Origin of the sequence: Pseudomonas sp. 2822-15 (assembly GCF_002742515.1) — a bacterium.
Lineage (GTDB): Bacteria > Pseudomonadota > Gammaproteobacteria > Pseudomonadales > Pseudomonadaceae > Aquipseudomonas > Aquipseudomonas salomonii.
Window position 1 is genome coordinate 1 of the sequence record NZ_LJRY01000156.1, and the last position, 19,889, is coordinate 19,889.

Annotated in this window: 20 protein-coding genes; 10 read left to right on the top strand and 10 right to left on the bottom strand. The window is 60.0% G+C overall.

Annotation, left to right across the window (positions count from 1 at the left end; all coding sequences use genetic code 11):
• Positions 1–332 precede the first annotated feature (332 nt).
• Entirely contained in the window at positions 333–1,259 is a 927-nt protein-coding gene (tal, locus tag AOA59_RS01590) for a transaldolase (protein WP_065929198.1), read from the top strand.
• A 199-nt stretch (positions 1,260–1,458) separates the two neighbouring features.
• Here tal and rssC read toward each other — a convergent pair whose 3' ends face one another.
• On the bottom strand, positions 1,459–1,941 hold the full coding sequence (gene rssC, locus AOA59_RS01595; RefSeq protein ID WP_010212025.1) for an anti-sigma factor antagonist RssC: 483 nt from the start codon (positions 1,939–1,941) through the stop codon (positions 1,459–1,461).
• A complete protein-coding gene (rssB, locus tag AOA59_RS01600; protein ID WP_069788603.1) occupies positions 1,941–3,122 on the bottom strand; it encodes a two-component system response regulator RssB in 1,182 nt (393 codons plus the stop codon). The genes rssC and rssB overlap by 1 nt, the downstream gene beginning before the upstream one ends.
• 276 nt (positions 3,123–3,398) lie before the next feature.
• On the opposite strand from rssB, the gene AOA59_RS01610 reads away from it, so the two are divergent.
• A complete protein-coding gene (locus tag AOA59_RS01610) occupies positions 3,399–3,695 on the top strand; it encodes a PilZ domain-containing protein (protein ID WP_099485619.1) in 297 nt (98 codons plus the stop codon).
• Positions 3,696–3,758: 63 nt separating this feature from the next.
• Here the strand turns inward: AOA59_RS01610 and AOA59_RS01615 are convergent, their stop codons facing one another.
• Complete coding sequence (locus AOA59_RS01615; protein ID WP_099485621.1) at positions 3,759–4,448, bottom strand: VacJ family lipoprotein; 690 nt, start codon at positions 4,446–4,448, stop codon at positions 3,759–3,761.
• Positions 4,449–4,657: 209 nt separating this feature from the next.
• Between AOA59_RS01615 and AOA59_RS01620 the strand changes: the two genes are divergently transcribed.
• Together AOA59_RS01620 and AOA59_RS01625 are read left to right on the top strand one after the other, a co-directional pair.
• Complete coding sequence (locus AOA59_RS01620) at positions 4,658–5,266, top strand: phosphatase (RefSeq protein WP_099485623.1); 609 nt, start codon at positions 4,658–4,660, stop codon at positions 5,264–5,266.
• 110 nt (positions 5,267–5,376) lie between these two features.
• Positions 5,377–5,643, top strand: a complete 267-nt coding sequence (locus AOA59_RS01625; protein ID WP_053255059.1) for a DUF4404 family protein — start codon at positions 5,377–5,379, stop codon at positions 5,641–5,643.
• 136 nt (positions 5,644–5,779) lie between these two features.
• Here the strand turns inward: AOA59_RS01625 and queF are convergent, their stop codons facing one another.
• Positions 5,780–6,610, bottom strand: a complete 831-nt coding sequence (queF, locus tag AOA59_RS01630; RefSeq protein WP_099485625.1) for an NADPH-dependent 7-cyano-7-deazaguanine reductase QueF — start codon at positions 6,608–6,610, stop codon at positions 5,780–5,782.
• 66 nt (positions 6,611–6,676) lie between these two features.
• Positions 6,677–7,198: a plastocyanin/azurin family copper-binding protein gene (locus tag AOA59_RS01635; RefSeq protein ID WP_099485627.1), complete on the bottom strand. Its 522-nt coding sequence runs from the start codon at positions 7,196–7,198 to the stop codon at positions 6,677–6,679.
• A 156-nt stretch (positions 7,199–7,354) separates the two neighbouring features.
• Here AOA59_RS01635 and AOA59_RS01640 point away from each other — a divergent pair, with 156 nt between their 5' ends.
• Both AOA59_RS01640 and AOA59_RS01645 read left to right on the top strand, forming a co-directional pair.
• The gene (locus AOA59_RS01640; protein WP_058419626.1) at positions 7,355–8,035 is read left to right on the top strand and encodes a heavy metal response regulator transcription factor; all 681 of its coding nucleotides are present in this window, start codon (positions 7,355–7,357) and stop codon (positions 8,033–8,035) included.
• A complete protein-coding gene (locus tag AOA59_RS01645) occupies positions 8,032–9,390 on the top strand; it encodes a heavy metal sensor histidine kinase (RefSeq protein WP_099486294.1) in 1,359 nt (452 codons plus the stop codon). Before AOA59_RS01640 ends, AOA59_RS01645 begins: the two co-directional genes overlap by 4 nt.
• A 110-nt stretch (positions 9,391–9,500) precedes the next feature.
• Here the strand turns inward: AOA59_RS01645 and AOA59_RS01650 are convergent, their stop codons facing one another.
• The 3 genes from AOA59_RS01650 to AOA59_RS01660 all read right to left on the bottom strand — a co-directional run bounded on the left by AOA59_RS01650 (position 9,501) and on the right by AOA59_RS01660 (position 12,751).
• On the bottom strand, positions 9,501–10,748 hold the full coding sequence (locus AOA59_RS01650; protein WP_056857275.1) for a lipoprotein-releasing ABC transporter permease subunit: 1,248 nt from the start codon (positions 10,746–10,748) through the stop codon (positions 9,501–9,503).
• Positions 10,749–10,809: 61 nt separating this feature from the next.
• The gene (lolD, locus tag AOA59_RS01655; RefSeq protein WP_020372695.1) at positions 10,810–11,493 is read right to left on the bottom strand and encodes a lipoprotein-releasing ABC transporter ATP-binding protein LolD; all 684 of its coding nucleotides are present in this window, start codon (positions 11,491–11,493) and stop codon (positions 10,810–10,812) included.
• Between the two features lie 7 nt (positions 11,494–11,500).
• Positions 11,501–12,751: a lipoprotein-releasing ABC transporter permease subunit gene (locus AOA59_RS01660; protein ID WP_099485629.1), complete on the bottom strand. Its 1,251-nt coding sequence runs from the start codon at positions 12,749–12,751 to the stop codon at positions 11,501–11,503.
• A 94-nt stretch (positions 12,752–12,845) separates the two neighbouring features.
• On the opposite strand from AOA59_RS01660, the gene AOA59_RS01665 reads away from it, so the two are divergent.
• Positions 12,846–13,424: a PilZ domain-containing protein gene (locus AOA59_RS01665; protein WP_065929189.1), complete on the top strand. Its 579-nt coding sequence runs from the start codon at positions 12,846–12,848 to the stop codon at positions 13,422–13,424.
• A 44-nt stretch (positions 13,425–13,468) separates the two neighbouring features.
• Positions 13,469–14,191 carry a glycerophosphodiester phosphodiesterase gene (locus tag AOA59_RS01670; RefSeq protein WP_099485631.1) on the top strand — a complete coding sequence of 241 codons (723 nt, stop codon included), beginning with the start codon at positions 13,469–13,471 and terminating at the stop codon, positions 14,189–14,191.
• 42 nt (positions 14,192–14,233) lie between these two features.
• Here the strand turns inward: AOA59_RS01670 and sthA are convergent, their stop codons facing one another.
• Entirely contained in the window at positions 14,234–15,628 is a 1,395-nt protein-coding gene (sthA, locus tag AOA59_RS01675) for a Si-specific NAD(P)(+) transhydrogenase (protein WP_003189670.1), read from the bottom strand.
• Positions 15,629–15,863: 235 nt separating this feature from the next.
• Between sthA and AOA59_RS01680 the strand changes: the two genes are divergently transcribed.
• Together AOA59_RS01680 and AOA59_RS01685 are read left to right on the top strand one after the other, a co-directional pair.
• Positions 15,864–16,406 carry a chalcone isomerase family protein gene (locus AOA59_RS01680; protein WP_099485632.1) on the top strand — a complete coding sequence of 181 codons (543 nt, stop codon included), beginning with the start codon at positions 15,864–15,866 and terminating at the stop codon, positions 16,404–16,406.
• 273 nt (positions 16,407–16,679) lie between these two features.
• Entirely contained in the window at positions 16,680–17,978 is a 1,299-nt protein-coding gene (locus AOA59_RS01685) for an MFS transporter (RefSeq protein ID WP_058419623.1), read from the top strand.
• A 164-nt stretch (positions 17,979–18,142) separates the two neighbouring features.
• Here AOA59_RS01685 and AOA59_RS01690 read toward each other — a convergent pair whose 3' ends face one another.
• The gene (locus tag AOA59_RS01690) at positions 18,143–19,606 is read right to left on the bottom strand and encodes a glyceraldehyde-3-phosphate dehydrogenase (RefSeq protein ID WP_065929185.1); all 1,464 of its coding nucleotides are present in this window, start codon (positions 19,604–19,606) and stop codon (positions 18,143–18,145) included.
• Between the last annotated feature and the right edge of the window lie 283 nt (positions 19,607–19,889).

Consider the following 19,889-nt stretch of genomic DNA (forward strand, 5'->3'; position numbering starts at 1 on the left):
GGCTTGCCCTGCGTTGGGGCGCGCAGCGGCCCTGATAACTATGACGGCGTTCTCATTGAAAACCTCCATCGCCTTACTGGGGCTGCTTCGCAGCCCAACGCAGGGCAAGCCTGCTCGCCACAGGAGGCCAGCTTTCACACGGGAGCTGCGGTGGCTCGGGGAACTTGGGTTGAACCTGTCGGGGGTTTTGGTCTCCTATTTAGCAGTATGGCCGGTGATTCAAACGGCTGTTTTCAGGTTGTTGCCCGCGCAAACGACCGAATGTATTTGCGCCCTTGAGCGCTTGTCGGCGCTCGGGTAATGTCATCAGACCCACAGGACAGAGCACGCCCATGACTTCCAAGCTGGAACAACTCAAGCAATTCACCACCGTTGTAGCCGATACCGGCGATTTTTCTACCCTCGCCAAGCTCAAGCCACAAGACGCCACCACCAACCCTTCCCTGCTGCTCAAGGCCGCTTCGATCTCAGGCTATGCCAAGCTGCTGGATGAGTGCGTTAAGGACTGCAACGGTGACGTGGGCCTGGCCAGCGACCGTTTTGCGGTGGCGGTAGGTCAAGAGATTCTCAAAGTGGTGCCGGGGCGTATTTCCACTGAGGTGGATGCGCGTTTGTCGTTCGATGAAGCCGCGATTCTCAAGCGTGCGCACCGTCTGATCGACCTGTACGACAAAGCCGGCGTAGGTCGTGACCGCGTGCTGATCAAGATCGCCTCCACCTGGGAAGGCATCCGCGCAGCGGAGAAGCTGGAAAAAGAAGGCATTCAGACCAACCTGACGCTGCTGTTTTCGTTTGCCCAGGCCGTGGCCTGCGCCGAAGCCGGTGTGTTCCTGATTTCGCCGTTCGTGGGCCGTATCTACGATTGGTACAAGAAGGCCAACGGCAACGACTACACCGGTTCGGAAGATCCGGGCGTGCAGTCGGTGACGCGCATCTACAACTACTACAAGGCCAATGGCTATAAAACCGTAGTCATGGGTGCAAGCTTCCGTAACCTCAGCCAGATTGAAGAGCTGGCCGGCTGTGACCGCCTGACCATCAGCCCGGACCTGCTGGAGAAGCTGGCCGCCGATGAAGGCAAGCTGGAGCGCAAGTTGGCGCCAGGCCATGCCGGTGAAGCGCGGGTGCATTTGACTGAAGCGCAGTTCCGTTGGGAGTCCAACGAGGATGCGATGGCGACTGAGAAGCTGGCAGAGGGGATTCGTCAGTTTGCTCGGGACCAGGAGAAGCTGGAGGCGTTGTTGACTGCCAAGCTGTAAGGCAGGCGGCGACAAAAAGGGCGGCACCTGTGAGGGTGCCGCCCTTTTTTGTGTTTCGCCGACTTCAAACCAAACTCAATTCAAACTGTGGGAGCTGGCTTGCCTGCGATAGCGGTGGGTCAGTAATGAATAGGTGGCTGACACACCGCTATCGCAGGCAAGCCAGCTCCCACATTGGATTGGGTTTCAAGTCCGGGGCCTAGTGGCGTTCCAGCGCGTTGACCAGGTCGTGGAAGGCTTCGCGGTTGGACTCGTTCAGGCCCATCAAAATCTTGTGTGCTTCCAGCACCTTGACCCGTACGATTTCTTCGGACTGGTCTTGCGAAGGCAGGTCGGTCAGGCATTCCGGGCACGGGATCGGGCGATCAACGATGTTGAACACTTGATCAAAGCCCATGGACTGCAACAGCCGGGTGATGTCTTCGTGGGTGGTGACCACCGTCGGCAACAGGCCGACCTTCTGCCGAGACAGAATGGACAACTTGGCCAAAAGGCCCAGGGTTGTGCTATCGATGCTGCGGGTTTCGGTCAGATCGATCACGATCGCTGAGAAGTTCAGCGCGGTGAAGATCCGCTCAATCGTCGCATCCAGCGCCGAACACAAGGTCAGGCGCACTTCACCCACAAACTTGAGGACGAAGGTCCCGTCTTGCTCGGCGAATTGGATTCTTCCGGTACTCATCAAAGATTCCTGCTCAACACCAATAGGGCGATATCATCCGGCATCTCCCCTAGCGTGGCCAATCCAAAAACTTGCCGCAGACCATCCAGGCTGCCGCCCGCCGACTTGACCTTTTGGGGCAAGGCGGCTTCTTTCTCTTTGAGTGTAGGCTCTGGAAGCAGGTCCAGGATGCCGTCGGACATCAGCGTAAGGCTGAACGTCGGCGGCAGTTCCAGGATGTGGTCTTCGTAGGTGGCTTCGTTAAACAAGCCCACCGGCAAACCACGGCCTTCCAGGTAACGCACACTGTCGGGAGTGTATAAAACCGGCATCGGCAGGTGGCCGCCAATGCTGTAGGTCAAAAGACCGGTTTCTTCATCAATAACGCCGCCGACCATCGTCACGTGCTTACCCAGCTTGCAGCTGATCAGGCCCCGATTGATGTGGCCGAGCACCTGGGAGGGAGTGAACTCCGGCAAGGTGCCATTGCGCTTGGATTCGAACAACAGCCGTGTGGTCATGAACTTCAACAACACGGTCACAAAAGCCGAAGAAGCGCCGTGGCCGGATACGTCGGCCAGGTAGAACGCCACACGTCGCTCATCGACGCGGAAGTAGTCGACGAAATCACCCGACAGGTACAGCGACGGGATGATCTGGTGCGCGAAATTGAATTCGTCAATGGTCCACGGGCTCACCGGCAACATGTTCATCTGCACCTGGCGACCGGCGTTCTGGTCTTCCTGGAGCAGATTGAGGCTGGCTTCGAGTTCGCGGTTGGCGGTTTCGAGCTTTTCGCGATAGCGCTGGTTTTCCAGCAGCAGGCGGGCACGGTCCAGCGCGCGGCGCACCGAGTGCTCCAGCACCGCCAGGTCTTCCAGGGGCTTGATCAGGTAGTCGGCGGCGCCCAGGCGCAGGGCCTCGACAGCATCGTTCATCACGCCGGCACCGGACACAACAATCACTGGCGTCTGCGGCGCACGCTCGGTTACCTGGCGAATCAGCTCAAGGCCGCCCATCTGGGGCATGCGCAGGTCGCAGATCACGAGGTCGGGCTTGTCGCGCTCGAACACCTGGAGACCCTGTTGGCCATTGCTGGCCTGCAGGACGCTGAAGCCACTGTCTTCCAAATAGGCCGCGAGGCTCGCGCGCACTACTTCGTCGTCATCGATTATCAGCAGCGTGGCACTGGTTTTTTGCATGTGGGCAAACGGCGCCAGAATTAGGTTGGCGTAGGCGGCTCGGCAATGGCCGGGCTCACGTACTGGATTCGCTTTCTAGCCTCTCTGTCCTACAAAGCATTGGGATTTCTCCCATGCACAACGGTAAAGCAGAGGTGCCCTTCTAAGGCGCAGACGGTACTCCCATCCGTCAGGGGTTTCAAGCTCATGCCGATGGTCGCCGGGCGTCTTTACACCGCAAATCACCGGGAGTTATAAGAACAGTCACCACCACAACACAAAGTAAGGATGGAACCCGTGAGCGAACATGAGCGCGGCTACGAAGAAAAACGCGATTTCATCCGCATGCGCGTGGATGCCGATGTGTCTTTGATCCACGCCGGGCAAGAGATTGCCGGGGTTTGCGTGGACCTTTCCAGCTCCGGCATGCAGGTTGAGGCCCCTCGCCAATTTCAGGTCGGGGACACACTGACCGTGCGCATCGATTCGGAGCACGCCGCCCTTGCGGGCCTGGAAGCGGACACCGAGGTGGTGTGGGCCAAAAACGATGGCGAGCGCCAGCACCTGGGCCTCAGGATCTTGAAAATGCGTTGAAAACCGCGCACAAAAAAGGCGACCTATAGAGGTCGCCTTTTTTTCATTTCAAAACGTCACGGCTTAAAAGTCGTCGACGACCTTGCCGTCTTTTACCTTGAACTCACGGTTCTGCAGGTAAGCGTTACGGATAAAGGTGTACTTGTCGCCAGTGATCAGCTTCTCGCTGTCGAGCAGGCTGGCACGGGTATCAACGATGTTCAGGCCGAAGGTGCTGTTGCGCCAGCCGATATCGTTCATGTAGCGGTACGGTTGGGTGTAGCTGTCGACGTATTTGGACGGCGCATCACGCAGGGTGCTTGGGCCCAGCAGCGGCAGCATCACGTAAGGACCGCTGCCGACGCCCCAGTAGCCGAGGGTCTGGCCGAAGTCTTCATCGCTGCGTTGCAGCCCCATTTTGGTGCCGACATCCACAAAGCCGAGCACGCCGAAGGTGGTGTTCATCAACAGGCGGGCGGTATCTACACCGGCGGCGTGCGGCTTGAGCTGCAGCACGTTGTTGGCCAGGTTGCCGACATCGCCGATGTTGCGGAAGAAGTTGTGGATGCCGTCTTGCACAAATTGCGGGGTTACAAATTGATAACCCTGGGCAATCGGCTTGAGCGCGTAGGTATCAACGGTGTCGTTGAAGGTGAAGATCGGGCGGTTGACGCTTTCCCATGGATCGTCTTCCGACGCAGCCTGGGCCGCGAACGGGACGAGCAGGATGGTTGCACACACAGATAGCTGAGCGAAGTACTGGCTCCAGCGCATAGCTTTGGCTCCTTGAATGGTCTGTCATGGGCGCTATGCCCTGAATAAGACTGTCAGTATATGACGGATGGGTGGATTTAGGCAGTAACGAGGAATCGACATACGCAAAATGCACAAAATTCCTACAAACAGGTTAAGTGTCATCCGCTTGTCATGCAGCGCGGATAGCGTCGTAGCTATTTCAGGATAGTTATTTCAGGGAAGTCGAAATGCCTCACGCCGAAATTGCCGTCGCCAGCGCTCCCACCTTGACTGCCGTACTGTTTGGCCTGAGTGGCTGCCTGGTGGATTTCGGTTCCCAGGCCCGCACCGACTCGCCCAACCCCGGCTCCCAGGCTACGCCCGGCGCGCTGAAGATTCTGCGCAGCCTCACGGACCAGGGCGTGCCCTGCGCCTGGCTGGATGAACTGCCCGCCGCGGTCACCACCCCGCTGGCGGCTGCCCTGCCCGCTTGGCTCAAAGCCACGCCGCCCTCCACGATCCGCTGGCCGGCGCCGCACGCCTGCTGGCAAGCCTTGATGGAACTGAATATCCAACGCCTCGAAGGCTGCGTGCTGGTCAGCGGCGAGCCGCGTTTGCTGCAATCGGGCCTCAATGCCGGGTTGTGGACCATCGGCCTGGCGTCCTGCGGCTCGCTGTGCGGCCTGTCGCCGGAACAATGGCAGGCGCTGACCGAGCAGCAACGCGAGCACAAGCGCGGTAAAGCCACGGTGGCGCTGTATGGGCTGGGCGTGCATTCGGTGATCGATCACCTTGGCGAGTTGGGCACGTGCCTGGCGGATATCAGCCTGCGCCAGCTTAAAGGCGAGAAGCCCTGATAGAGATCATGCACTCAAGGCGCCGGTGGATTAATCTACAGGTCAGCCCGTAGACCTTTCACGGCGAGCCGCGGTCTATGCCAGTGCCTATCGATAAAAGGAAGAACGTCATGCCTGACCGCATAAAACTTGAAGAACAGGTCAACATCCTGCGCGGGCAGTTGGAACAGCAACCGCCGCTGTCTGAAGAAAAACGTGAAGCACTGGAAGCCTTGATTGCCAAGTTCGAATTACAACTCGAACTTGAACCGGCCACCCAGACACCCAGTATTTCCGACGATGTGAATCAAGCAGCCATAGAGTTCGATGCTGAACACCCGGTCATTTCCGGGACATTACGCAATATCATGATCACCTTGGGCAATATCGGGATCTAATACGATCCTACGCCCAACACAGAACCAACTGTGGGAGCTGGCTTGCCTGCGATAGCGGTCTATCAGTCACCCGATGTATGACTGATAGACCGCTATCGCAGGCAAGCCAGCTCCCACATTTAGTTTTGTGTGACGCTTATTGGCGAGCCAGGCGCACGTTCTGGAACTGCACATTCTCCGTGCTGCGATACGGGTTGATATCCAACCCACCGCGCCGCACATAGCGCGCATACACCGTCAACTTCTCCGGCTTGAGCAACCGCTGCAAGTCCAGAAAGATGCGCTCCACGCACTGCTCATGAAAGTCCGAGTGCTGGCGGAAGCTCACGATATATTCCAGCAAACTGGCGTGATCCAGCGCGTGGCCACGGTATTCCACCACCACGCTGCCCCAATCCGGCTGGCTGGTGACCGGGCAGTTGGATTTGAGCAGGTGGCTGTGCACGCTCTCCTCAACCACGCGCGAGTCATCGCACCGCAGCAGTTCCGGGCGCGGGTGTTCGTAGTTGCTGACGCTGATGTCCAGCTCGTCAATACACGCCCCCGGCAACGCCATCACGCCTTCAGCCTCAACCTCGGCCAGGCTGCGGATGCGCACACTCACAGGCAGGCCGGCGGCGGCGCTGAGGTCGGTGCGCAAGGTAGCTTCAAGGCTCTGCGTGTCGGCAAACGCGGTCTGGTTCAGCGAGTTGAGGTACAACTTGAACGACTTGGACTCGATGATGTTCGGCGACTCGGCCGGGATGCTGAACTCACCGATGGCCACCACCGGCTTGCCGGATGGCAGCAACCACGACAGTTCAAAGCAGTTCCAGAAATCCACGCCTTTATAAGGTAGCGTTTCGGCAGTCAGCCCCAGCTCGGCCCATTTGGCGGCGCGAGGGATCGGGAACAGCAGCGATGGCGTGTAGGTGGAGATGTATTCACTGGACTTGCCCAGCGGCGAATGTTCGGCTGCGGGATGCATGGCGGAAACCTGGCTAAATAAACCGCGCCAGTCTACCAGCCTTTGCTCCCGCCCTTAAGAATCGCCTCACTCAACGGTCAGTTTGCCGACCATACCCGCCTGATAGTGCCCCGGAATGTTGCAGGCAAACTCAAGACCGGTGGCCTTGGTGAAGGTCCAGGTCAGCTCGGCGGTCTTGCCCGGCTCCACCAGCACACTGTTGGGATCGTCATGCTTCATGCCGCCCATATCGCCATGCCCCATGGCGGCGTGGTCCATCTTGCCCATGCCGGTGGCCGTGAGCATGCCGCTGGCCTGCATCTTGAGCATTTCTTTCTGGTGTTCGGCGTGCATCGCCGCATCGCCCAGGTTGAACTCGTGCAGCAACTGGCCTTTGTTGACCAGCACAAAGCGCACCGTCTCACCGGCCTTTACGTCCAAGGACTTGGGCGAAAAGGAAATGTCCTGCAAGGTCACTTCCACCGTGCGCGTGGCCTTATCGGCCGGTGCCGGCTGGCCAAACGCATAGGTGTGGGCCTCGTCGGCCATTGCATTAACGCTCAATGCCAACAAACAGCCCGCCAATAACAGTGGTGTACGCAACGCCATGATGCTTCTCCAAAAAAGTGTGTCCAGCTTGCTCAGCACTTTAAGATGGCCCTGCTGCCAGCCAGCTGACTGCTAGATTACAACTTTGTCAGGTTGCGCCCTGACGCTGCCGCCCACGGTATAAAGCCCATCGTCACCTGTTGCCAAGAGTTGCCCATGAAACTGCTGATCGTTGAAGACCAACCGAAAACCGGCCACTACCTGCGCCAGGGCCTGACCGAGGCTGGTTTTACCACCGAGTTGGTGGCCGACGGCACGAGCGGGCAGCATTTGGCATTGACCGGCGATTACGACCTGCTGATCCTCGACGTGATGCTGCCCGGCCGCGACGGCTGGCAAATCCTGCACGCCGTGCGCAGTGCCGGCCTGGAAATCCCGGTGTTGTTCCTCACCGCCCGCGACGCGGTGGAAGACCGCGTGCATGGCCTGGAACTGGGCGCCGATGATTATCTGGTCAAGCCTTTCGCCTTCTCCGAACTGCTGGCGCGGGTGCGCAGCCTGTTGCGCCGTGGCAGCAGCACGCCGCAGGAAACTGCGCTGCAACTGGCCGACCTGCGCCTGGACCTGATCCGCCGCCGCGTCGAGCGCGACGGCCAGCGCATCGACCTCACCGCCAAGGAGTTCGCCTTGCTCGAACTGCTGCTGCGCCGCCAGGGTGAAGTGCTGCCCAAGAGCCTGATTGCCTCCCAGGTGTGGGACATGAATTTCGACAGCGACACCAATATCATCGAAGTGGCGATCCGCCGCTTGCGCCTTAAAGTCGATGACAACTTCCCCACCAAGCTGATCCACACCGTGCGCGGCATGGGCTATGTGCTGGAGGAACGGTGCAATTGATTGCGCGCCTGTCCCTGGCCAGCCGTCTGGCCCTGTTATTTGCCGGCTGTACGGCGGTGGTCTCGCTCATCGCTGGCGTATTGTTCAACCAGGCCAGCGAAGCGCACTTTATCGAACTGGACCAGCAGCAACTCGACGGCAAACTGATCGCGCTGCGCAGCACCTTACAAGGCGTCGACTCACTGGCGTCCTTTACTCAGCGAGAAGCGCAACTGCGTGCCGAACTCAGCCGCCAGCCGGACCTCGCCTTGCGCATCAGCGCCGCCGGCCAACGCTGGTTTGATGGCGCGCCGAGCGTCACGCTGCCCGCAGCGCCCGGCCTGCACAGCCTGCAAAATGCCGGCACCGATTATCGCGTGTACAACGCGCCGTTACTGGCCGGCCAAGCCGGTTCGCCGCAACTGTCGCTGATCCTCGACATCACGCACCACCAGCACTTTCTGCAACGCATGCAGCGGTTGATCTGGCTCACGGTCGGCTTGTCCGCCCTAGCCACCGCGCTGCTCGGTGCGTGGGCTGCGCGCAGCGGGCTGCGGCCGTTGCGGCGCATGAGTGAAGTGGCGGCCGGCGTGTCGGCCCACTCCCTGACCCAACGCTTGCCCCAGGCGCACATGCCGGTGGAGTTGGCCGAACTCGCCCAGGCGTTTAACGCAATGCTGGGTCGGCTCGACGATGCGTTCCAGCGCCTTTCGGCCTTCTCCGCCGATATCGCCCATGAACTGCGCACGCCGCTGTCGAACCTGCTGACCCACACCCAGGTGATCCTCACCCAGCCGCGCCCGCTGGAGGACTACCGCGAGGCGCTGCACAGCAACCTGGAGGAGTTGCAGTGGATGGCGCAGTTGGTGAATGACATGTTGTACCTGGCCAAAGCCGACCATGGCCTGCTGATGCCCAAGCGCGAAGCGCTGGCGCTGCACGATGAAGTGGAGGCGTTGCTGGAGTTTTTTGCGCTGTTGGCCGAAGACGCGCAGGTCAATCTGGTGTGCGAGGGCACGGCCCGAACGGCGGGCGATCGCGGTATGTTGCGCCGGGCCGTGTCGAACTTGCTGGATAACGCGCTGCGGTTTACCCCGGTGGGTGGCGAGGTGCGGGTGCGGATAACGGAAAGCGCACAGGCTGTGACGCTGACCGTCGCCAATACTGGGGAAGGTATTCCAGCGGCTTTGTTACCTAAATTGTTTGATCGGTTCTATCGGGCAGACCCGGCGCGCCGTGAAGGCAGCAGCGAGCATGCGGGGCTGGGGTTGGCGATTACCCAGTCGATTGTGCGGGCGCATGGAGGGCAGATTTATTGTGAGTCTGGAATGGGCTGGACAAGGTTTGTGATTGAGTTGCCCAAGGGGCACAGATGATCGTTCCCACGCTCCGCGTGGGAACGCCTCACTGGACGCTCTGCGTCCGCTCTTAGTGACGCGAAGCGTCACGGGCTGCATTCCCACGCGGAGCGTGGGAACGATCGATGTTACGAATATCTCAACGCATGCGCCGGCTCAATCTTCGCCGCCCGATACGCCGGGTAAATCGTCGCCATAAAGCTCAGCACAAACCCGGCCGTGCAAATCAGCAGCACATCGCCGCCTTGCAGCTCGGAAGGCAGGTTGCTGACGAAGTACACGTCCGAACTGAAGATATGCTGCCCGGTCACGCGCTCCAGCCAGCCCACCAGTTCACTCACGTTCAGCGCCGCAATCACGCCCAGTACGCCGCCGATCAAGGTGCCGACGATACCAATCACCGTGCCCTGCACCATGAAGATCGCCATGATCTGTCGTGGCGTGGCGCCGATGGTGCGCAAAATCGCGATGTCCGCGCCTTTGTCGTTCACCACCATGATCAGGGTGGCGATGATGTTGAACGCAGCGACGGCGACGATCATCAGCAACAGCAGGCCGATCATGGTCTTTTCCATCTTCATGGCGCTGAACAGGCTGCCCTGGGTGTGGGTCCAGTCATCCGGCTTGTAGTCGGCGCCCAGGCTCGCGGCAATGTCCGCCGAAACCTTGGGTGCGGCGTACAAGTCCTTCACCGCCAGGCGCACGCTTTGCACCTGGTTCGGCTGCCAATGCTGGATCTCGGCGGCGTCGGCCATGTTGATCAGGGCCATGGAGCCATCCAGCTCGGCGCCGACCTTGAAGATACCGACCACGTTCAAGCGCTGCATGCGCGGGGTGATGCCACCCGGTGCGGCCGTGCTGATTTCCGGCACGATCAGGGTCAGCTTGTCGCCCACGTTCAGGCGAAAACGCCGTGCGGTGATGTCGCCGATCACGACGCCGAACTCGCCGGCTTTGAGGTCTTCGAGTTTGCCGCGCACGATATGCTGGGCCACGATCGACACCTTGCCTTCCTGGGCCGGGTCAACGCCGCTGATCTCGATCGGCTGCATCGCGCCCTTGTAGGAGAACATGCCGTCCATTTGTGTGAATGGCACCGCAGCCGTGACCTCGGGGTTCTTCAATGCGGCGGCGGCCACGGGCTGCCAGTTGTCAATCGGGTTCACACCGACGATGGTGGCATGGGGCACCATGCCGAGAATGCGCGTGCTCATTTCACGCTGAAAGCCGTTCATCACCGACAGCACCACGATCATTGCCAATACGCCCAGGGCGAGGCCGATCATCGAGGTCATCGAGATAAACGAGACAAAACGGTTGCGGCGCTTGGCGCGGGTATAGCGCGTGCCGATAAAAATCGATAACGGTCTGAACATTCGCGGGCACCGTTTAAAAAAATGAAAAAGCCCGGCTTTAAAAAGCCAGGCTTGAAACGGGTCAGATGGCGACCAGATGACCTTCCTGCAGGTGCAACACGCGGTCCATCTGGCGGGCCATGCTCATGTCATGGGTCACCACCAGGAACGCAGTGCGCATCTGGGTGCTCAGTTCCAGCATCAAGTCCTTGATGCCTTGCGCGGTGTGCGAGTCGAGGTTGCCGGTCGGCTCATCGAGCATCACCAGGCCGGGGTTGTTCACCAGGGCACGGGCAATGGCCACACGCTGGCGTTCGCCGCCGGACAGTTCAGCCGGTTTGTGCTCCAGGCGATGGCCGAGGCCGACGCGCTCCAGCAGTGCCTTGGCGCGCTGGCGGGCTTCGGGGATCGCGGTCTTGCCGATCAGCAGCGGCATGCACACGTTTTCCAGTGCGGTGAATTCCGGCAGCAGATGGTGGAACTGGTACACAAAACCGAGCGAACGGTTGCGCAGTTGGCCACGGGCTTTTTCACCGAGTGCCGACAGCTCTTCACCGGCCAGCCACACGCTGCCCTCCGAAGGTGTGTCCAGGCCGCCCAACAGGTTGAGCAAGGTACTTTTGCCGGAACCGGAACTGCCGACGATCGCCACGCGCTCGCCCGGATGCAGCTCCAGCTGCAGGTTGGACAACACCACCACCGATTCCGGGCCTTCCTCGTAGGATTTGCCCAGGTTGCGGCAGCTCAAAATAGCTTTTTCACTCATGCCCGATTCACTCATAACGTAAGGCCTGTGCTGGCTGGGTGCGTGCCGCGCGCCAGGCTGGATACAGGGTGGCAAGGAAACTCAATAGCAACGCGGCGCCGCCCACCATCAACACGTCCTGGGCCTGAACCTGGGACGGCAAGTAGTCGATGAAGTAGACGTCGGCGTTGAGAAACTTGTGGCCGATGAGTTTTTCCAGCGCGGCGATGGCGGCGCTGACGTTCAGCGCGGCCAGAATGCCGACGGCGGTGCCGATCAAGGTGCCGACCACGCCGATCACGGTGCCCTGCACCATGAAGATCGCCATGATCTGCCCCGGCGTGGCGCCCAGGGTGCGCAGGATGGCGATATCGCCCTTCTTGTCGTTCACCACCATCACCAGGGTGGAGATGATGTTGAACGCGGCCACGGCGACGATCAGCAGCAACAGCAGGCCGATCATGGCTTTTTCCATGCGGATGGCCTGGTAGAGGTTGCCGTGGGTGCGGGTCCAGTCACGGGCGTAGTACTGCGAGTCGCCCAGGTGCTGGGCGATTTCCCAGGCGCCGCGCGGTGCCTCGAACAGGTCGTTGAACTTCAGGCGCAGGCCCTGCACCTGATCCGGCTGCCAGCGATGCAGGCGCGCCAGGTCGGTAAGGTTGGTGAGCCCCAGGTAGCCGTCGATTTCGCCGGCGCCGACGTGGAAGGTGCCGACCACGGTGAAGCGCTTCATGCGCGGGAACATGCCGGCCGGGGTCACGGTGACTTCCGGCGCGACAAAGGTGAGTTTGTCGCCGATGCCCACACCGAGCTTGGCCGCGGCCTTGTCGCCGATCACGATGCCGAAGCTGCCGGGCGCCAGGTCGTCGAGTTTGCCCTGCAACATGAACTTGTCGATGATCGACACGTTACGTTCCTGGGCCGGGTCGACGCCATTGAGCAGGATCTTCTGCACCTTGCCATCGTTGGTCAGCAGCCCCTGCATCTGGGTAAAGGGCGCAACGGCCACTACCTTGGGGTTCTGCTTGACCTTGGCGGCCAGGCTTTGCCAGTCGTTGATGGGCTCATCGGACTCGATGGTCGCGTGGGGCACCATGCCCAGCACGCGGGTGCGCATCTCATGATCGAAGCCATTCATCACCGACAGCACCACGATCATCACGACCACGCCCAAGGCGAGCCCGATCATCGAGGTCAGGGAAATGAACGACACAAAATGATTGCGGCGCTTTGCACGGGTATAACGCGTGCCGATAAATACGAAGAGAGGTCTGAACATGTCGGGGCTTGTTCGGAGGAAAAGAAGACGTCCCGGTGGCGGGGTCAGGTAAGCAGCTTTACACTCAGACCATTACCGCTACTTTGGGTTCGCCATGTCGACATTAGATGAAGAAGAACGCCGCGAATACTACCGTATCGACGACATGATCGCACTGCAAATCAGCACACTGTCTGCCCCCGAAGCGGCGAGCAAGGAAGTGTTGCTGGATGATTCCCCGCTATTCAATCTGCTCAGCGAACTGCACCTCAGCGAATTCGAAGCCCAGCACCTGCTGCGCCAGATCAGCGAGAAGGATCGCAGCCTGGCGGCCTTCCTCAAAGTCCAGAACAAACGCGTGGATCTGCTCAGCCAGATCATGGCCCGTGGTCTGCTGGACGAGGTCGGCGCGCCGCAGCCGGTCATCATCTCCGAAGGCGGCATCGACTTCCAACACCCCACGCCCCTGGCGCCCGGCGCGCATCTGGCGGTCAAACTGGTGCTGATGCCCCAGGCGCTCGGCCTGCTGCTGCGCGCACGCGTGACGCATTGCGACCCCAAGGGCGATAGTTTTGACGTGGGCACGGAGTTCGAATCCATGACCGACGCCCAACGCCAGTTGCTGGCGCGCTATATCCTGCAGAAACAGGCCCAGGAACGCCGTCTGGCGCGGGAACAAAGCGACGACCTCTGAATACGTATTGACTACGCCAGGCTATCTGGCGCAAAGGAGCAACTGTGACCCAGATTTACGGCCACCGCGGTGCCAAAGGCGAAGCACCGGAAAACACCCTGACCAGCTTTCAGGAGTGCCTCAAGCACGGTGTACGCCGTTGCGAACTGGACTTGCACCTGTCCATGGACGGCGAGTTGATGGTGATCCACGACCCGACCCTCAAGCGCACCGCCGACCGGCGCGGCAAGGTCGTCGAGTATTCGGCGGCGGACCTGGTAAAGATGGACGCGCGCAAAGGTGGCCCAGGCTGGGTCAAACCGTGCCCGATTCCGCGCCTGGAAGAACTGTTCGAACAGTGCGACTTCGATCACTGGCAGCTGGAAGTCAAAAGCGCCTCACGCACCCGCGCCGCGACCACCGTGTTGGCGATCCGCGAGATGGCGGTGCGACATGGCCTGATGGACAAGGTCACCGTCACTTCAAGTTCGCGGGAAGTATTAAAAGCAGCGGTGGAACTCACCCCCGACCTGTCACGCGGCCTGGTGGCCGAATACGCCTGGCTCGACCCGTTGAAGGTCGCGCAGAACTACGGCTGTGAATACCTGGCATTGAACTGGACGCTGTGCACCCCCGAGCGCCTGGAAAAAGCCCAGCGCCAGGGTTTGCACGTGTCCGTGTGGACGGTCAACGAACCTGCGCTGATGCGCAGGCTCGCCGACTTCGGCGTAGATAGCCTGATTACAGACTTTCCCGGTTTGGCCACTGCCACCCTCGAGAATTACTGAAATCGGTCTCCCCGGCCGGCTCAGGCCACCGGCCGGAGCCGCTCAAAAAAGCCGGTTGAGGCCGTCGTAGGCCGCTACCCGATAGGCTTCGGCCATGGTCGGGTAGTTGAACGTGGTGTTTACAAAGTACTTGAGGGTATTTTGCTCACCCGGCTGGTTCATGATCGCCTGGCCGATGTGCACGATCTCCGAGGCCTGGTAGCCGAAGCAATGCACGCCGAGAACCTCAAGGGTTTCACGGTGGAACAGAATCTTCAGCATGCCCTGCGGCTCACCGGCGATCTGCGCACGCGCCATGCTCTTGAAGAACGCCTTGCCGACTTCGTAAGGCACCTTGGCCTTGGTCAGTTCGTGCTCGTTCTTGCCGATCGAGCTGATCTCGGGAATTGTGTAGATCCCGGTCGGCACGTCGTTCACGTAGCGCCAGCTGCCATTGTCGACAATGCTGCCGGCGGCCGAACGGCCCTGGTCATGGGCGGCACTGGCCAGGCTCGGCCAGCCGATCACGTCACCGGCACCGTAGATGTTCGGTACGCAGGTACGGTAGTTCTCGTCCACTTCGATCTGGCCACGGCTGTTGACCTTGACCCCGATGTTTTCCATGCCCAGCTTGTCGGTGTTGCCGGTACGGCCGTTGCACCACAGCAAGGCGTCGGCCTTGATCTTTTTGCCCGACTTGAGGTGCAGAATCACGCCGTTATCCAGGCCTTCGACCCGCTCGTACTCTTCGTTGTGGCGCACGGTGATGTTGTTGTTGCTGAAGTGGTAGCTCAACGCCTGGGAGATTTCCGAGTCGAGGAAGCTCAGCAACTGGTCGCGGTTGTCGACCAGTTCCACCAACACGCCCAGGCCGCTGAAGATCGAGGCGTATTCACAGCCGATCACGCCGGCGCCATAAATGATCAGTTTGCGCGGGGTGTGGCCCAGGCTCAGGATGGTGTCGCTATCGTAGATACGCGGGTGGTGGAAATCGATATCGGCCGGGCGATACGGGCGCGAACCGGTGGCGATGATGATGTGCTTGGCCACCAGTTTTTCGACCACGCCGTTGGCGCAGACCACTTCGACGGTTTGCTCGTCGGCAAAGCTGCCGGTGCCGAAAAACAGGTCGACGCGGTTACGGGCGTAGTAGCCGGTGCGCGAAGCAACTTGTTTGGAAATGACTTTTTCCGCGCTTTTCAATACGTCCGGGAACGAGAACCAGCGCGGCTCACCAATGGCCCGGAACATCGGGTTGGTGTTGAACTGCATGATCTGGCGCACCGAGTGACGCAAGGCCTTGGACGGGATGGTACCCAGGTGGGTGCAGTTACCGCCGACCTGGCGACGGCTATCGACCATCGCCACCTTGCGCCCCGCTTTGGCGGCGTTCATTGCCGCACCTTCTCCAGCCGGGCCGGAACCCAGTACCACTACGTCGTAGTTGTAGACAGCCATGCGTACTCCTCAGAACAGGCCAGGCGTACGGTTGGACGCCTGGCTAAATCATGCCGCGGCCAGCGGGCATGAAGGAAATTTTTGGCTCAAGTGTGTGAGCCGGGGCACAGTCTATATAAGGCTCAACGCCGCGCACATTAACCCTTGGTCGCGTCGTAGGCCAGTCTTGCCTTTACTACAGGAACTGCAAACTGGCATTACACTGCTGACACGCACCTTCGCAGGCGGGGCCATTATGCGACATGTGGTTTTGTGTTTAATGATGATTTTTTCGTTTGCGGTGCATGCCAATGAGGCAGACCGGCTCAAACAGGCTGGCTTCCCGGCGCAGTCTCATGAACTGGCGCTGAAAAACCAGGCGGTGCTGGTGTATCTCTGGGCGGATGTCTATGCAGCCGCGCTCTACGCTCCAACTGATATCAGCGCCAAACAGGCCTGGGACCAGCGAAAGGCTGTGCGCCTGGCGCTGTATTACTTTCGCGACATCGACCGCAATGATGTGATCAAGGCCGCTACGGCCACCCTCGAACGCCAGCAATCCGCTGCAACCCTCGCCCGCCTGAAGCCCGAGCTGGACCAACTGCACGCCAGTTTCCGCAACATCCGCACGGGCGATCGGTATGCCCTGGATTTTCGCCCTGGGCGTGGGCTGAACCTGGAGATCAATGCGCAGGTGGTGTTCAGCAGTCGTGACGATGAACTGGCGAAAGCCTACCTCGGTATCTGGCTGGCGCCCAAAGGCCTGTCGGACAGCCTGCGCAACGCCCTCCTGAACTAATCACCGCCCCGAAAAACACCCAATAACCCCTGTGGGAGCTGGCTTGCCTGCGATAGCGGTGTGCCAGCCAGCAAATGGATGGCTGACCCACCGCTATCGCAGGCAAGCCAGCTCCCACAGTGATCTCCATCGCCAATGACGTTCGCGCATTTAGCCAGCTTGCTATCAATTTTTATTGCCGGTGGTGGCTAATACACATATGGTTACAAAACTGCAGCAAGGACGAATGATGACCAGGGATCACTAATAAGATAGCCAAAATGAGTGCATGACATGTCCACTACCACGGGCAAGGGCAAAGCGATTTTTCGCGTTGTCAGCGGCAACTTCCTCGAGATGTTCGACTTTATGGTCTATGGCTTCTACGCCACGGCCATTGCCAAAACCTTCTTCCCCAGCGACAGCGCCTTCGCCTCGCTGATGTTGTCCCTGGCGACCTTCGGCGCCGGCTTCCTGATGCGGCCCCTGGGCGCAATCTTCCTCGGCGCCTATATCGACCGCCACGGCCGTAAAAAGGGTCTGGTCATCACCCTGGCCTTGATGGCTGCGGGCACCATCCTGATTGCCTGTGTGCCTGGCTACGCCACCCTGGGCGTTGCGGCGCCGTTGCTGGTGCTGTTTGGCCGCTTGTTGCAAGGTTTCTCCGCCGGCGTCGAGCTGGGCGGTGTGTCGGTGTACCTGGCGGAAATCGCCACGCCGGGCCGCAAAGGCTTTTTTGTCAGTTGGCAGTCCGCCAGCCAACAGGCTGCGGTGGTGTTCGCCGGTTTGCTCGGCGTGGGCCTCAACCACTGGCTCAGCCCCGAAGAGATGGGCGACTGGGGCTGGCGCGTGCCGTTCCTGATCGGCTGCCTGATCGTGCCGGTGATCTTCGTGATTCGCCGTTCGCTGGAAGAAACCCCTGAGTTCCAGGCGCGTAAACACCGCCCTACCCTGCAGGAAATCGTGCGTTCGATCGGCCAGAACTTCGGCATTGTCATTGCCGGCATGGCGCTGGTGGTGATGACCACCGTGTCGTTCTACCTGATCACCGCCTACACCCCGACCTTCGGCAAGGCCGAACTGCACCTGTCCGACTTCGATGCGTTGCTGGTGACGGTGTGCGTGGGCATTTCCAACTTTATCTGGCTGCCGGTGATGGGCGCGGTGTCCGACAAGATCGGGCGTAAACCCTTACTGCTAGGGGCGACGATTCTGGCGATTCTCACGGCGTACCCGGCGCTGTCGTGGCTGGTGGCGAATCCGAGCTTCAGCCATCTACTGATCGTGCTGTTGTGGTTGTCGTTCCTGTATGGCTCGTACAACGGGGCGATGGTGGTGGCGCTTACCGAGATCATGCCGATTGAAGTGCGCACCACCGGGTTTTCGCTGGCTTACAGCCTGGCGACGGCGACCTTTGGTGGATTTACGCCGGCGGCCTGTACTTATCTGATCCATGTGCTGGATAACAAGGCGGCACCGGGGATTTGGCTGAGTGGCGCGGCGGTGCTGGGGTTGATTGCGACGCTGGTGCTGTTTAAAGGCAATCGGCATGAACTGCGGACGGCGCAGGCTTCGGTGGTTGGCGGCGCCTGATAGACCGCTATCGCAGGCAAGCCAGCGCCCACATTTGACGGTGTTCACACATCAAAACTGTGGGAGCCGGGCTTGCCCGCGATGAGGCCCTGACATTCACCACAAAACCCACAGACACAAAAAAGCCCCGAACCAGTCGGGGCTTTTTCATTTAGCACAAAGGCTTAGCGCGGGAACGCAGGCGGGTTAACCCCGGCCATGTCTTCCATCACACGAACCACCTGGCAGCTGTAGCCGAACTCGTTGTCGTACCACACGTACAGTACAACGCGGTTGTCTTGGCTAATGGTCGCTTCAGCGTCGACCACACCGGCGTGGCGCGAGCCTACGAAGTCGGTGGACACCACTTCCTGCGAGTTAACGAAGTCGATCTGCTTATGCAGGTCGGAGTGCAGCGCCATGTAGCGCAGGTACTCGTTCATCTCTTCGCGGGTGGCGGCTTTCTCAAGGTTGAGGTTGAGAATGGCCATCGACACGTTCGGCGTCGGTACGCGGATCGCGTTACCGGTCAGCTTGCCGGCCAGCTCAGGCAGGGCCTTGGCAGCAGCAGTGGCGGCACCGGTCTCGGTGATCACCATGTTCAGCGCGGCGCTACGGCCACGGCGATCGCCTTTGTGGAAGTTGTCGATCAGGTTCTGGTCGTTGGTGTACGAGTGAACCGTTTCAACGTGACCGTTAACGATGCCGAACTTGTCATTCACAGCCTTCAGCACCGGCACGATGGCGTTGGTGGTACAGGAAGCGGCGGACACGATCTTGTCGTCAGCGGTGATTTCGCCGTGGTTGATACCGTGCACGATGTTCTTGAGCTTGCCCTTGCCGGGCGCAGTCAGCACAACGCGGTCGATACCCGGGCAGGCCAGGTGCTGGCCCAGGCCTTCGGCATCACGCCATACGCCGGTGTTGTCCACCAGCAGTGCGTCCTTGATACCGTACTGGGTGTAATCCACCTCGGCCGGGTTCTTCGCGTAGATCACCTGGATCAGGTTACCGTTGGCGGTGATGGTGTTGTTTTCTTCATCGATGACGATGGTGCCGTTGAACGGGCCGTGTACCGAGTCGCGGCGCAAGAGGCTGGCGCGCTTGGTCAGGTCGTTCTCGGCGCCTTTGCGCACCACGATGGCACGCAGGCGCAGGCCGTCGCCGCCACCGGTTTTTTCGATCAGGATGCGCGCCAGCAGGCGGCCGATACGACCGAAGCCGTACAACACCACGTCGGTGCCTTTGCGGGCTGCGGCGTTTTGCTGGCCAACCACATCGGCCATTTCTTCACGCACGAACTGCTCGGCGCTGCGGCCGGCACCTTCCTTGCGGAACTTGTAAGCCAACTTGCCCAGGTCTACCGAAGCCGCGCCGAGCTTGAGCTCGCTCATGGCTTTGAGCAGTGGGAATGTTTCGTGGACGGAGAGTTCGCTGTCGTCGGCGGAACGGTGACGCGCAAAGCGGTGCGCTTTGAGAATCGCGATGACAGACTGGTTGATCAGGCTGCGGCCATAGATCGAGCTCACCACATTGTTATTGCGGTACAGCTGACCGATAAGCGGAATCATCGCTTCAGCGAGTGCTTCACGGTCGATCCATTCACCAAGACACTGGTCGGGCTTCTGAGTCACGGGAACCTTCCACATGTAGGGGCAGAAAAAAGGGGCTACATTATGTCGTCCGACTGCCCGTTGAGCAATGCGCCGAGCACAACAAAAAGCCGTTGAAAAAAAACCCCCCCCCGCCACAAGCCAGGAAACACGCGGGTTTCAGCAGACCGCCCATGCCGCGATTGTGCCAACTTGTCCGTAACCCTCCGAAACATCCACGCAAAATGGCACTACATATTGAGTCAAAACCCGCCATTGTTTGTCTTAGCCACTACATTTCCTGCAAACCGTAATAGGCTCAGTCAGCAACTGACAGGCG